Origin of the sequence: Arthrobacter sp. L77 (assembly GCF_000816565.1) — a bacterium.
GTDB lineage: Bacteria > Actinomycetota > Actinomycetes > Actinomycetales > Micrococcaceae > Arthrobacter_D > Arthrobacter_D antioxidans.
In genome coordinates this window covers 331,090-344,209 of the sequence record NZ_JWSU01000008.1, presented here as the reverse complement: position 1 = coordinate 344,209, position 13,120 = coordinate 331,090, and the positions used below count along the sequence as shown (strand labels likewise).

Annotated in this window: 11 protein-coding genes; 3 read left to right on the top strand and 8 right to left on the bottom strand. The window is 71.0% G+C overall.

The genetic code is table 11. The features are described 5' to 3' along the window. Positions 1-214: 214 nt before the first annotated feature. Genes tyrS through RY94_RS16465 form a run of 4 tightly spaced genes read right to left on the bottom strand, consistent with a single transcriptional unit; the run spans position 215 to position 5,073 of the window. Positions 215-1,537: a tyrosine--tRNA ligase gene (tyrS, locus tag RY94_RS16480; protein ID WP_442853463.1), complete on the bottom strand. Its 1,323-nt coding sequence runs from the start codon at positions 1,535-1,537 to the stop codon at positions 215-217. A 12-nt stretch (positions 1,538-1,549) separates the two neighbouring features. After that, positions 1,550-3,802: a HelD family protein gene (locus tag RY94_RS16475; protein ID WP_043447615.1), complete on the bottom strand. Its 2,253-nt coding sequence runs from the start codon at positions 3,800-3,802 to the stop codon at positions 1,550-1,552. Positions 3,803-3,853: 51 nt separating this feature from the next. Further along, positions 3,854-4,420 carry an adenine phosphoribosyltransferase gene (locus tag RY94_RS16470; protein ID WP_052274511.1) on the bottom strand — a complete coding sequence of 189 codons (567 nt, stop codon included), beginning with the start codon at positions 4,418-4,420 and terminating at the stop codon, positions 3,854-3,856. A gap of 11 nt (positions 4,421-4,431) precedes the next feature. Beyond that, entirely contained in the window at positions 4,432-5,073 is a 642-nt protein-coding gene (locus tag RY94_RS16465; RefSeq protein WP_043447831.1) for a DNA-3-methyladenine glycosylase, read from the bottom strand. Between the two features lie 95 nt (positions 5,074-5,168). On the opposite strand from RY94_RS16465, the gene RY94_RS16460 reads away from it, so the two are divergent. Both RY94_RS16460 and RY94_RS16455 read left to right on the top strand, forming a co-directional pair. Next, positions 5,169-6,695 carry an AlkA N-terminal domain-containing protein gene (locus RY94_RS16460; protein WP_052274510.1) on the top strand — a complete coding sequence of 509 codons (1,527 nt, stop codon included), beginning with the start codon at positions 5,169-5,171 and terminating at the stop codon, positions 6,693-6,695. A gap of 49 nt (positions 6,696-6,744) precedes the next feature. Next, a complete protein-coding gene (locus RY94_RS16455; RefSeq protein WP_052274509.1) occupies positions 6,745-7,290 on the top strand; it encodes a methylated-DNA--[protein]-cysteine S-methyltransferase in 546 nt (181 codons plus the stop codon). Positions 7,291-7,295: 5 nt separating this feature from the next. Here the strand turns inward: RY94_RS16455 and RY94_RS16450 are convergent, their stop codons facing one another. Beyond that, entirely contained in the window at positions 7,296-9,185 is a 1,890-nt protein-coding gene (locus RY94_RS16450) for an ABC transporter ATP-binding protein (RefSeq protein ID WP_052274529.1), read from the bottom strand. Positions 9,186-9,290: 105 nt separating this feature from the next. Then, positions 9,291-9,434, bottom strand: coding sequence for a hypothetical protein (locus RY94_RS18030; RefSeq protein WP_156135219.1), 144 nt, complete (start codon positions 9,432-9,434; stop codon positions 9,291-9,293). Between the two features lie 112 nt (positions 9,435-9,546). Between RY94_RS18030 and RY94_RS16445 the strand changes: the two genes are divergently transcribed. Then, a complete protein-coding gene (locus RY94_RS16445) occupies positions 9,547-10,095 on the top strand; it encodes a GNAT family N-acetyltransferase (RefSeq protein ID WP_043447610.1) in 549 nt (182 codons plus the stop codon). A 362-nt stretch (positions 10,096-10,457) separates the two neighbouring features. Here RY94_RS16445 and argH read toward each other — a convergent pair whose 3' ends face one another. Together argH and RY94_RS16435 are read right to left on the bottom strand one after the other, a co-directional pair. After that, on the bottom strand, positions 10,458-11,885 hold the full coding sequence (gene argH, locus RY94_RS16440; RefSeq protein ID WP_043447607.1) for an argininosuccinate lyase: 1,428 nt from the start codon (positions 11,883-11,885) through the stop codon (positions 10,458-10,460). Next, positions 11,885-13,087, bottom strand: coding sequence for an argininosuccinate synthase (locus RY94_RS16435; RefSeq protein WP_043447605.1), 1,203 nt, complete (start codon positions 13,085-13,087; stop codon positions 11,885-11,887). Before RY94_RS16435 ends, argH begins: the two co-directional genes overlap by 1 nt. Between the last annotated feature and the right edge of the window lie 33 nt (positions 13,088-13,120).

The window sequence follows — 13,120 nt, the reverse complement described above, 5'->3', positions numbered from 1 at the left end:
AGTCGAATTCGACCACGCCTCACAGCGCACGAACCAACCACACGAATTTGAAGGGGATGGTCACCCACACCGGGGCAACTCCATAACTATACGGCCGCTCCGCCCCCGCGCCAAATCCACCTGGTGTCCACCTGCGGGTCGCGGCACCCGGTCATGGGAAGAGCCGGCACACCCCCGCGGGGTGTGCCGGCTCTTCGGTCGGAGGCGCGTGGGGTCAGGTCACATCGACCATGGCCAGGTTGCGCTTGCCGCGGCGCACGAGGAGGTAGCGGCCGTGCAGCAGATCGTCCGCGCCGACGATGTGGTCGGCGTCGGTGATCTTCGTGTTGTTCACGTAGGCACCACCCTCCCCGATGGTTCGGCGGGCCGCGGAATTGCTGGCGGACAGCCCTGACGTCACCAGCAGCTCGATGATCCCCAGTCCGTCCCGGGACACCGCGACGGATTTGAGTTCTGACGTCGCCGCCTCGAGTGTCGCGAGGTCGAGGGACCCGAGGTCGCCCTGGCCGAAGAGGGCTGCGGACGCTGCGATGACCTTCTCGGTCGCGTCGACGCCGTGCACCAGGGCAGTGACGTCGTACGCGAGTGCACGCTGCGCCGCCCGCTCATGAGGTCGCTCGGCTGTCGCCTGCTCGAGTGCCTCGATGTCGGCGCGGCCGCGGAAGGTGAAGATGCGCAGGCGCTCCGCCACGTCGGCGTCGGAGGTGTTCAGCCAGAACTGGAACATCGCGTAGGGGCTGGTCATGGCGGCGTCGAGCCAGATGGCGTTGCCCTCACTCTTGCCGAACTTCGTGCCGTCCGAATTGGTGATCAGGGGCGTACCGATGGCGTGCACACTCTTGCCCTCGACCTTGCGGACCAGGTCGGTGCCGCTGGTGAGGTTGCCCCACTGGTCGGACCCACCGGTCTGCAGCACGCAGTCGTAGTCGCGGAACAGCTGCAGGAAGTCCATCCCCTGCAGGATCTGGTAGCTGAACTCGGCGTAGCTGATGCCCTCGTCGGAGTTGAGCCGCTTGGCGACGGTCTCCTTCTTGATCATGGTGCCCACGCGGAAGTACTTCCCGACGTCGCGCAGGAAGTCGATGACGCTCATCGGGCCGGTCCAGTCGAGGTTGTTCACGACCCGCGCCGGGCTGGGTCCCTCGAAGTCGAGGAAGCGGCGCACCTGGGCTTCGAGGGAGCCGACCCACTCGGCGACGGTCTCCTTCGTGTTCATGGTGCGCTCCGCCGTCGGCCGCGGGTCGCCGACGAGGCCGGTGGACCCGCCCACCAGGCCGAGCGGACGGTGGCCGGCGAGCTGCAGGCGGCGCATCGTCAGCAGCTGCACCAGGTTGCCGAGGTGGAGGCTCGGAGCCGTGGGGTCGAACCCGCAGTAGAAGGTGATCGACGGGCCGCCCAGCAGCTCCTTCAGCTCCCCTTCATCGGTGGAGACATGGATCAGACCACGCCACACCAGCTCGTCGTAGACGCCGTCGAAGGACGGATCGTTGCGCTGGCCTGCGAGGCCACTGACCGGGATATCTGTTTGCTGGGACACGAGTCCAAATTATCAGTCGGCGATACCAGCAGGAATCCGGCCTCCCGAGATGACGCGGAGGCGCTGCGTGGGGCGGGTCATCGCCACGTAGAGGTCACCGACCCTGGCCGTCGCGGAGTCGAGCATCTCCTGCGGCTCGAGGATCACGACGCCGTCGAATTCCAGGCCCTTCGACTCGCGCGGGCTGATCACCACGATGTCCTGGCCCGGCCCGCCCGCGCCGGAGCCCACGCGGTCCCCGTATGCGGGTGCCAGGGCCTTCCGGACGGCGGGCAGCAGGTGGTCGGGCGCGATGACGGCGAGCAGGCCGCCGTCGATGGCCGTCAGTTCCTCGGGCATGGCCTGCACCAGGGCGGTCACGGCGTCGTCCACCGTATCCAGGATCGGGGGGAACCGTCCCTCCCGCACCGCTTTCGGGGCGGACACGACGAGCCCCGCGGCGTTCGCCATGCGCACCGCGGCCTCGGCGATCTGTGCGGGGGTGCGGTAGTTGACCGTCAGCTCCTCGAGCTGCCAGCGGTCCCGCACGAAGGGCTCGAGGGCCTGCTGCCAGGACCTCGAGCCGGCGGCCGAGCTGGTCTGCGCGATGTCCCCGACGATGGTGAAGGACTTCAGCGGGCAGCGCCGCATCAGCAGACGCCATTGCATCGGGGAGAGTTCCTGGGCCTCGTCGACCACGATGTGCCCGTACGCCCAGGTGCGGTCGCCGGAAGCTCGCTCCGCGGCCGAGAGCCGGGTGGCGGTCACCGCGTTGTGCTGCGCGAGATCCTCGGCGGTCAGCACCCCGTCCACCCCGGAGTCCTCCAGGGAGGCGTTGACGTTCTCCAGGGCCCGCTCCGCGTTGGCGAGGTCGCGCTTCTGCTCCTGCTCGCGGGCGGCGGTGTCGCGTCCGGCCGACGGGTCGAGGTCGCCGAGCAGCTCGGCGGCCTCGTCGAGCAGGGGCACATCCGCCTCGGTCCAGGGGGCGTCGGCGGGCCGGGCGAGGACCGCCAGTTCGTCCTCGTCCAGGTGGGGGGCCGCCGCACGCAGCAGCTCCGGGCGTGCGAACAACTCGGACACCAGCTTCTGCGGTGTGAGCGGCATCCACGCGAGGTTGAGGGCGATCCGCACGTCGCGGGAGCTGCGGACGTCCTCGGCGAGGTACGAGCGGTCGGCGTTGTTACCGCCGCCCGAGGACTCCTCCAGCTTGTCCAGCAGCTGCTCGGTGAGCTCGCGGAGGAGGATCTTGACGAAGGTGACCCGTGCTTCGTTGTGGGGCTTGCCGGTGGCCCGGGCACGCTCACGCGCACGGGAGACCTGACGGGGGGTGAGGGTCAGCATGGTCCCCTCGACATTGAGGCGCTTGTTCTCCGACGGCACGCGCTCCCGGTTCGCAACGGCAGTGCGGATGACCTCGGCCATCTCCAGCCGGCCCTTGAGGGCCGCCGCGGTCTCGTCCGTCTCCAGCACGGTGGTGACACCGGGCATCAGTGTGCCGATCCCCGCCATGACGACGCCTGTCTCGCCGAGGGACGGCAGGACGCGCTCGATGTACTTCATGAAGGCGTCGGTGGGACCCACGAGCAGTACGCCGGCGGACTTCAGCCGGTCGCGGTGCGTGTAGAGGAGGTAGGCGGCGCGGTGGAGCGCGACCGCCGTCTTGCCGGTGCCCGGGCCGCCCTGGACCACGGTCACCCCGGGCAGCGGCGCCCGGATGATGCGGTCCTGCTCCGCCTGGATGGTGCCCACGATGTCTGACATCTGGCCGGTGCGCCGCGTGTTGAGTGCCGCGAGCAGGGCACCCTCGCCCTGCAGCGAGTCGTCGTCGCCGAGGAGGTCCGCGTCCAGGACGTCGTCCTCGATGGCGACGACGTCGCGTCGCGCGAGGATCAGGTGGCGGCGGCGGCGGACGCCCATGCGCTCGAAGGCCGTCGCCTGGTAGAACGTGCCGGCTTCGGGGGCCCGCCAGTCGACCATGAGCTGCCGGAGGTCCTCGTCGGACAGGCCGATGCGCCCGATGTAGCGCTTCTCGCCGTCGTCCAGGTCGAGGCGACCGAACACGAGGCGGTCGTCGACGGCGTTGAGCTGCGCGAGGCGGTCCTCGTACATCGTCGCGAAGGCGTCCCGCTCCGACCTGTTCTGGTGGGATCCGGCCGCCTGCGTGCGTCGGACCTCGGCGAGCTGCAGCGCCTTCTCCGCACGCAGTTCATCGAGACGGTGGTACAGACCATCGACGTAGCCGCGCTCGTGCTCCAGCTCGGCCTTGGCCTGGGACGTCTCGTGCATCGGACATTTCCTTCCATCAAAGGCAGACCGTCAATTCTAGCGTGGTGGACGCTACACGGTTTCGATCGCATGCACCCGTCGGCCCGCCAGGGCATCGCGTCCGGGGAGGTCCGCGAGTTCCAGGACCACGCCGCACCCGACGACGACGGCGCCGGCCTGTTCGAGCAACGCTCCCGCGGCGACGAGCGTTCCCCCCGTGGCGAGGACGTCGTCGAGCAGGAGCACGCGCGTCCCGGCGGGCAGGTCCGACTGGTGGATCTCGAGGGACGCCTGACCGTATTCGAGGTCGTAGGACTCCCGGTACACGGCGCGGGGCAGTTTGCCCGCCTTGCGGACGGTGACGACGCCGGTGCCGGTCGCGTAGCCGACGGCGGCGGCGAGGAGGAAGCCGCGGGCCTCAACCCCGGCGACGGCGTCGAACTGGCCCGCGAAGGCTTCGGCGAGCGCGTCGACGACCGCCCGGAAACCGTCAGCGTCGGAGAACACCGGCGTGAGGTCCCTGAACATGATCCCGGGCGACGGGAAGTCGGGAACCACGGCACACAGGCGGTCGACGGCCTCCCGGGCCTGCGCGGCCAGTCCGGACGCGCTGGGTACCGTCGCCGGGCCGAGATCCATGTCGCTGATAATCACGGATCAACCTTACGGGCTGCCGGGGGCTTCCCCGGACGGTAGCGGGAGACGGTGGGCTCCTCCGGCAGCCAGAAGCGCCACGGATACTCCGCCGTCCCTGCGACACCGCTGACGCCCACGCGCGGTCCGGTGAGGACCGCCGCCGCGGGCGCCTCCGGCAGGACCAGGCGGAACGGGTGCGCGAGCACGTCGGCGCCGTCGTTCCGGCGGTCGAGGCCGAGCGCCTGTGCGAGGCGTGCGGGCCCCCGGGCGAGGTCGAGGTCGGTCGCCGGCTGGGAGCGCCGATCACGCGCGAGGCCCGTGCCGTCCACGATCTCCCCCGCCCGCAGCAGGAGGCCTGTGGCCCACCCCTCGTTTCCGCAGACGATGTTGGCGCAGTAGTGCATGCCGTAGGTGAAGTAGACGTAGAGGTGCCCGGCGGGTCCGAACATGGTGGCGTTCCGCGGGGTCCTGCCACGGAACGCATGCGAGCCCGGATCGTCCGGGCCGAGGTAGGCCTCGACCTCCGTGATGCGGACGGTGACGTCGCCGTCGTCGCTGCTGTGGGTGAGGTGCGCGCCGAGGAGCGAGGGCGCGACCTCCAGGGCGCTGCCACCCAGCCGTGCGCGGAGGTCCGGGGCCGTCCTGCTCTCATCGATCACGCATCGACCGTAGCAAAGCACTCCCCCACTGCTCGGACCGTCATGTCCGAATCCCGCTAGTAGGGTGCCCGGCCGGGTGGCATGATGACGGCATGGACTTCTGGCAGCAGTACCGGGCGATCGACGCCCGGGACGCCCGCTTCGACGGGCAGTTCATCACCGCTGTCTCCAGCACGGGCATCTATTGCCGGCCCTCCTGCCCCGCCCGGACTCCGAAGCCCGCCAACGTCACCTTCTTCCGCACCTCGGCGGCTGCGCACGAGGCCGGGTACCGCGCGTGCAAGCGGTGCCTGCCGGAGGCCGTTCCGGGGGACCCCGAATGGCATCTGCGGAGCGACGCGGCGGCCCGCGCCATGCGGCTCATCGCCGACGGCGAAGTGGACCGCGCCGGCGTTCCCGGCCTGGCGGCGCGGCTCGGCTACTCCCCCCGACAGCTCAACCGCATCCTCAGGGAGGAACTCGGCGCCGGGGCGCTCGCGCTGGCCCGCGCGCACCGTGCCCAGACGGCGCGGACCCTCCTCACCGCCACGACGCTGCGCTTCGCGGACATCGCGTTCGCCGCCGGCTTCGGGAGCATCCGCCAGTTCAACGACACCGTCCAGCAGGTCTTCGACCTCACCCCGGGCCGGCTGCGGGAGGCGTCGCGGCAGCGGACCGGGACGGACGGCTCGCCCACCGCGGAGCCCGGTGGGCCGCTCCGGCTCTCCCTGTCCCTGCCCGCGCGGCCGCCGTACGACAACGCCATCTTCCGCTTCCTCGCCGCCCGCGCCGTCGCCGGTGTGGAGATCGGCACGACGACGAGCTACGAGCGCCTGCTCCGCCTGCCGGCCGGGCCCGCCTGGTTCAGGGCGGAGGCGGTCGAGCCGCAGGGGGACGGGCGGGCCGCCCTGCCCGTCACGGTCTCGGTGGCGGGGCTGGCGGACCTCCAGCCGCTGCTCAGCCGCATCCGTCGGCTCTTCGACCTCGACGCCGACCCCGTGGCCGTCGACTCCGCGCTGTCGCGTGACGCCGGCTTCGCGGCACTGGTAGCGGATGCGCCGGGGCTGCGCCTTCCGGGGTCGCTGGATCCCCACGAGACCCTGATCCGCGCGATCGCGGGCCAACAGGGCACGGTGGCCGCGGCGACGATGGCCCTCGGCCGGCTCGCTGCAGCGGGGCCGGCGGTCCATGTGCCGGGCACCGGGCTGGACCGGTTCTTCCCCTCCGCCGAGGACCTCGCCACGGCACCCGGGACCCTCCTGCGCGGACCGCGCCGCCGTGACGCTGCGCTGCGCGCGGCGGCCGGGAAGCTCGCCTCCGGGTCCTTCGCGATCGGGATCGGCTCCGACCCCGCCGAGCTGCGCGGGGACCTGCTGCAGCTGGACGGCGTGGGACCCTGGACAGCGGACTACGTCGTCATGCGCGTGCTCGGCCACCCCGACATCCACCTCCCGGGCGATGCCGCCGTCCGGGCGGGCTGGGCCCGGCTGTCGCGGGATCCGACCATCGCTTCCGCCGTGTCGCTCGATGCCGCGATGGCCGGCGTCCGGCCCTGGCGCTCGTACGCCACCCTGCACCTGTGGCGGACCGCCGCGCCGCCCCCCGGCGTAGCCGGAGGATCCGTCGATGACGCCGCCTGACCACCTCCCCCCGTCTCCCCGCCCGACCGACCGAACGGACACCCCTTCCATGAGCGCGACCCTCGCCCCACCCGCCGTCCTCCGGGGCACCACGACCGAGACCATCGACACGCCCGACGGCCCCTTCACCGTCATCGAGGCCGAGGGCGCGGTGCTCTCGTCCGGGTGGACCTCCCTCCGTGAGGAGCTGACCGGACAGATCCACCCGAGCCTCATGACCGCCCGCTTCGACCCTGCGGCGTCCGCCATGCGGCCCGTCCTCGACGCCGTGGCCCGCTATTACGACGGCTACGTCGACGCCATCACGGCGGTGCGGGTGCGCCAGGCCTCCGGACCGTTCCGCGCCCACGCCTGGGACGTCCTGCGCACGATCGCCCCGGGCGCTCCGGTCACCTATCTCGAGTACGCCGCCCGGGCGGGCAACCCGGCCGCGGTCCGCGCGGCGGCGGGAGCATGTGCGAAGAACGCCGCAGCGCTCTTCGTACCCTGCCACAGGGTGATCAGGACCGACGGATCACTGGGCGGCTTCCGCTGGGGCCTGCCGGTCAAGCAGCGGCTCCTCGACCGGGAGGCCGGCCGCACGTCGGTGGCCTGACCGGCTCAGGCGTGGGCGACCAGCCGCTGCCGGGCCGCCATGTCGCGATAGAGGTCGCTGCTCTCGAGGAGCTCGTCATGGGTGCCGACCGCGGCGACCCGCCCCTGGTCGAGCACCACGATCTGGTCGAAGTCCGCCACGGTGGACAGGCGGTGGGCGACGACGACGACGGTGCGGTCCCGCGAGGCCTCCCCCAGCGTCTGCTGGAGCAGTTGCTCGGTCCGCGAATCGACGGCCGACGTCGGCTCGTCCATCAGCAGGACGGGACGGTCGGCGAGGATCACGCGGGCCCACGCCAGACGCTGCCGCTGGCCGCCCGAGAGCCGGATCCCGTCCTCCCCCAGGTTGAGGTCCAGGCCGTCGTCCGAGCGGTCCCCCAGCGCGTCGAGGCCGACCGCCGCGAGGACGCGGCGGAGCTGGTCGTCGGTGGCGTCCGGGGCGGCCAGCCGGAGGTTGTCCGCCAGGGTCCCGCTGAGGACGGGGGCCTCCTGCTCCACCAGGCCGATGCGCGAGCGCAACTCCGAGCGCGGGATCCCGGGCAGGGCGACGCCGTCGACCAGGATGCTGCCCGCCGTCGGTTCGTAGAACCGTTCCAGCAGGGCCAGCACCGTGGACTTGCCGGCGCCCGAGGGACCCACGAGGGCCGTCCTGCTGCCCGCGGGGACGGTGAAGCTGACCCCGTCGAGGACCGGCTGTCCGGCGGTGCCCGCCGCTACCGGCGACACCGGTGACACCGGGGTCCCCGGTTCACCGGCCGACGTCGGTGGCCCGTCCGCGACGCCCGTAGCGCCCGCGCCGTCCTCGCCGCGGTCGTCGCCGTAGCGGAAGCTGACGTCGCGGAGTTCGATGCTGCTGCCGTGGAGGGGCGGCGCGCCCTGGGACGGCACCGTGGCTCCGGATGCGGTCCGTGCGGGGCGCTCCTCGTCCGCCCGCTCCGGCTCCAGCCGGGCGATCTCCTGGATACGGTCCAGGGCCGCGAGGCCGGACTGGATCTGCACGAACGCGCTCATGGCGGATCCGATGGGCATCACGAGCAGGAACAGGTACAGGATGAAGGCGATCAGGTCGCCGAGCAGCAGTTCGCCCGCGGCCACGCGGATCCCGCCGACGGTCAGGACCACGATGAACGCGCCCTGGATGCAGATCGACATGATGGGCTGGACGGCTGCCTGCAGGCGGGCCATGGCGACGCCGGCGTTGTAGGCCGTGGTCGCCTCGACGTCGATCACCGCGGCCTCGCGCTCCTCGGCGACGGACGCCTTGATGGTGCGGATCCCGGACAGGCCCCGCTCGACCGCGGCGGTCATGGAGCCCACGGCGTCCTGGACGTCGCGGCTGCGCTTGCGGATGAGGCGTCCGAGGAACACGACGCCGCCCGCGCCCGTCAGGACGGCGGTCAGCGTGATGCCGAACAGCAGGGGGTCGATGAGGACCATGAGGACGACGGCCGCGCAGAACATGAGGACGGACGAGACGATCTCGAACAGGCCGGAGGTGATCACGCTGCGCATGAGGGTGGTGTCGGACCCGACCCTCGACATGAGGTCGCCGACGCGTCGGCGGTCGAACTCGCGCACGGGCAGCGCGAGCAGTTGCCCCACCAGGGACCGGCGTACCCCGAGGACCACGGATTCCGCGGTCCGCTGGAGGAGGTAGGACTGTGCCGCCCCGAAGACCGCCCCACCCAGGGTGATGACGACGAGGAGCCAGACGAAGACGGTGGCCGGGCGGTTCGCGGACACGGCGTTCACGAGCTGCTGGACCATGAGCGGCTGGGCGATCGAGAGGCCCGTCGAGATCAGGGATACGACGGCGACCAGGACGAGGACGCGCACGTGCCCCCGCAGGTAGGGGAAGAATTCCCGAAGCGTGGCGCGCGGGGCGGTGGGCTGCATGTTCACACGATCCGCCGGGTGATGCACGGTGTCAAAGCACTTCGCGGCGGGCGTAGCGGGGCCGGCAGCGGTCCCGGCAAGGGCTGGCCTGCCGGCTGAGGACGGTTAGCTGGTTTGACCCTGCGTCGGCGGGGACGTGGTGTCGTCGGAGTCGGGCTCTCCCAGGACCTGACCGTCGTGGACCCGCTTCAGCGAGATGCCCTCGAGGTGGGCGGGAACGGGAGGGTCCTTCTCGTCATCGGATGTCATGGCCCACATCCTACGGGCCGTCGATCCTGGCCGAAGCCGTCGAGCAGAATGCAGAACTCGTCGCCATCCGGATCTTCGAGCCCTTTCAGGGGACCCAGTAGGGTGAACCACCATGCCCATCGATCTTGTACGCCTGGATCCGGTCGAGGACGATCACGACGCCCTGGTCGATTTCATGACGCGCAACGAGTTCCCCTTTCACCCGAACCCCCGGCCTGCGCGCAAAGCCGTCGAAGCTGCTATCGCGAAGGGCGCGTACCGGGACGAGGACAACGGCTCCTTCTGGATTCACCACACCGGGCACGGCCGCATCGGGTTCCTTCGCTTCGAGGATTTCCGCGATCCCACGCCGATGTTCGACCTGCGCCTCGACGGTCGGTTCCGGGGACGAGGCCTCGGCGTGGAAGTCCTGCAGGCGGCCACGCATCACCTCTTCACGGCACAGCCGAACACCCATCGATTCGAAGGGCAGACGAGGGAGGACAACATCGCGATGCGCAGGACCTTCATACGGTGCGGCTGGCTGAAGGAAGCCCACTACCGCGAAGGGTGGCCCGTGCACGGCGGCGAGCCGGTCGCCTCGGTCGCCTACGCCATTCTTCGCCGCGACTGGGAGACGGGGCAGACGACGACCTTCGTCTGGGAGGACCTGACCACCTGAGAACGGGTATCCGACGATTTCCACCTTGGCGGGCGGCTAGCTGTCGTCGGCGCTCACGGTTCTGGTGGTTGCGTCGAGGCGGATGATTCCACCGTGCGGGAGGATCCATTGTGGCCGGGTACGACCGAAGGGCACTCCGACGCAGACGACGGCGTGCGGGTTGTAGGCACTGAGCTGTCCGATGATCGCCTCGGATTGCTCCGCGCGGAGCCGGGCGCGCGCCCGACGCCCTCGAACGCCTGACCGGGCGCCATGTGCGGGGGGAAGATCGTGGTGCGGCTGGAGGAGCCGCCACCGGCATGACCGACAGCGGCGCGGCCCCGATGGGGGCCGCGCCGCTGTCGATGACCAGGAGTCGACCGTCAGGCTGCGGCGTAGGCCTCGACGCCGTCGAGCTCGGCGCGCAGCGCGGTGAGCTGGCGGCGGACGGCGGCCGGGGCCGTACCGCCCTGCGCGTCGCGGCTGGCCAGTGATCCTTCGACCGTGAGCACCTCGCGGACCGCGGCCGTCAGGTGCGCGGAGATCCCCGCGAACTCCTCGTCCGTCAGGTCCCACAGTTCCACGCCGCGCTGCTCGGCGATGCGGACGGCGGCACCCGAGAGCTCGTGCGCCTCGCGGAAGGGCACCCCCTGCCGGACGAGCCACTCGGCGATGTCGGTCGCGAGGGCGAATCCCTGCGGTGCGAGGGAGGCCAGGCGCTCCGTGTCGAAGACGAGGGTCGCGATCATGCCCGAGACCGCGGGCAGCAGGACCTCGAGGGTGTCGACGGCGTCGAACACCGGCTCCTTGTCCTCCTGCAGATCGCGGTTGTACGCCAGGGGCAGTCCCTTGAGCGTGGCGAGCAGCCCCGTCAGGTCACCGATCAGACGCCCGGCCTTGCCGCGGGCGAGCTCGGCGACGTCGGGGTTCTTCTTCTGCGGCATGATCGACGAGCCGGTCGAGAAGGCGTCGTCGAGGGTGACGAAGGAGAACTCCTTGGTGGCCCAGATGATGATCTCCTCGCTCACGCGGGAGAGATCCACCCCGATCATCGCGGCGACCCAGGCGAACTCCGCGTAGACGTCCCGCGACGCCGTCCCGTCGATCGAGTTGTGCGTCGCGGAGAAGAAACCGAGGTCCGCGGCGACGGACTCCGGGTCCAGGCCCAGCGAGGACCCGGCGAGGGCGCCCGATCCGTACGGTGAGATCCCGGCGCGGCGATCCCAGTCCTGCAGGCGCTGCACGTCCCGCAGCAGGGCCCACGCGTGGGCCAGCAGGTGGTGGCTGAGCAGCACCGGCTGCGCGTGCTGCAGGTGCGTGCGCCCCGGCATGGGCACCTCGAGGTGTGCCTCGGCCTGGTCCACCAGGGCGCCGATCGTCGCGAGGACGCCTCGGGCGATGATCCGGGCGTGGTCCCGGAGGTACATGCGCCCGAGCGTCGCCACCTGGTCGTTGCGGGACCGGCCCGCGCGCAGCTTGCCGCCGAGCGCCGGTCCGGCACGCTCGATGAGGCCACGCTCGAGCGACCCGTGGACGTCCTCGTCGCTCTGCGCCGGTGTGTAGGCACCGGACCGCACGTCCGCGTCGAGGCGGTCGAGGGCATCGATCATCCCGGCGAGCTCGCCGTCGTCGAGCAGGCCCGCCCTGTGGAGCACACGGGCGTGGGCGCGGGAGCCCTCGATGTCGTAGACCGCCAGCCGCCAGTCGAAGTGCGTCGACTTGCTGAGTGCGGCGAGGGCGTCCGCGGGTCCGCCGGCGAACCGGCCGCCCCACAGTGAGCCCTCGTTGGTCCCCTGATGCTCTGGAGCCATCAGGCGCCTGCCCGCTGGTCCCGGCTCGAGGCCACCTTGGAGGACAGGCCGAAGATCTCGATGAAGCCGCGGGCCATCGACTGGTCGAAGGTGTCCCCGGAATCGTAGGTCGCGAGGTTGAAGTCGTAGAGCGCGACGTCGGAACGGCGGCCGGTGACGGTCGCGCGGCCACCATGGAGGTTCATGCGGATGTCGCCGGTGACGTACTTCTGCGTGTCGTCCACGAACGTGTCCAGCGAGCGCTTCAGCGGCGAGAACCACTGGCCGTCGTACACCAGCTCGGTCCAGCGCTGGTCGACGGTCTTCTTGAAGCGGGCCTGCTCGCGCTCGATGGTGACGTTCTCGAGTTCGCGGTGCGCGGCGATCAGGGCCATCGCGCCGGGGGCCTCGTAGATCTCGCGGCTCTTGATGCCGACGAGGCGGTCCTCGACGATGTCGATGCGGCCGATCCCCTGGGCGCCGGCCCGGCGGTTGAGCTCCTCGATGGCCTGCAGCGGCGTGACCGTGTTGCCGTCGATCGCCACGGGGATGCCCTCCTTGAAGGAGATGATCACCTCGTCGACGGCGGGCGGGAACTCGGGCGACTCGGTGTAGTCGTAGACGTCCTTGGTGGGGCCGTTCCAGATGTCCTCGAGGAACCCGGTCTCGACGGCGCGGCCCCAGACGTTCTGGTCGATGGAGAACGGGTTCTTCTTGGTGGTCTCGATCGGCAGGCCCTTCTCCTCGGCGAAGGCGATGGCCTTGTCACGCGTGAGGGCGAGGTCGCGGACGGGGGCGATGCACTTCAGGTCCGGGCCGAGGGTCTGGATGCCCACCTCGAAGCGCACCTGGTCGTTGCCCTTGCCCGTGCAGCCGTGGGACACGGTCGTGGCGCCGAACTGACGCGCGGCGGCGACGAGGTGCTTGACGATCACGGGACGGGACAGCGCGGAGACGAGGGGGTAGGCGTCCATGTAGAGCGCGTTCGTCTTCAGGGCGGGCATGCAGTAGTCGGTCGCGAACTCCTCGCGGGCGTCGGCCACGTAGGCTTCGACGGCGCCGCAGCCGAGCGCGCGCTGGCGGATGGTCTCGAGGGACTCGCCGCCCTGTCCGACGTCGACGGCCACGGCGATCACCTCGGCCCCGGTGGCTTCGGCGATCCAGCCGATGGCCACGGAGGTGTCGAGTCCGCCGGAGTAGGCGAGGACGATGCGTTCAGTCACGGGAGGTGCTCCTTCGATTGTCCGGGCGGTGCG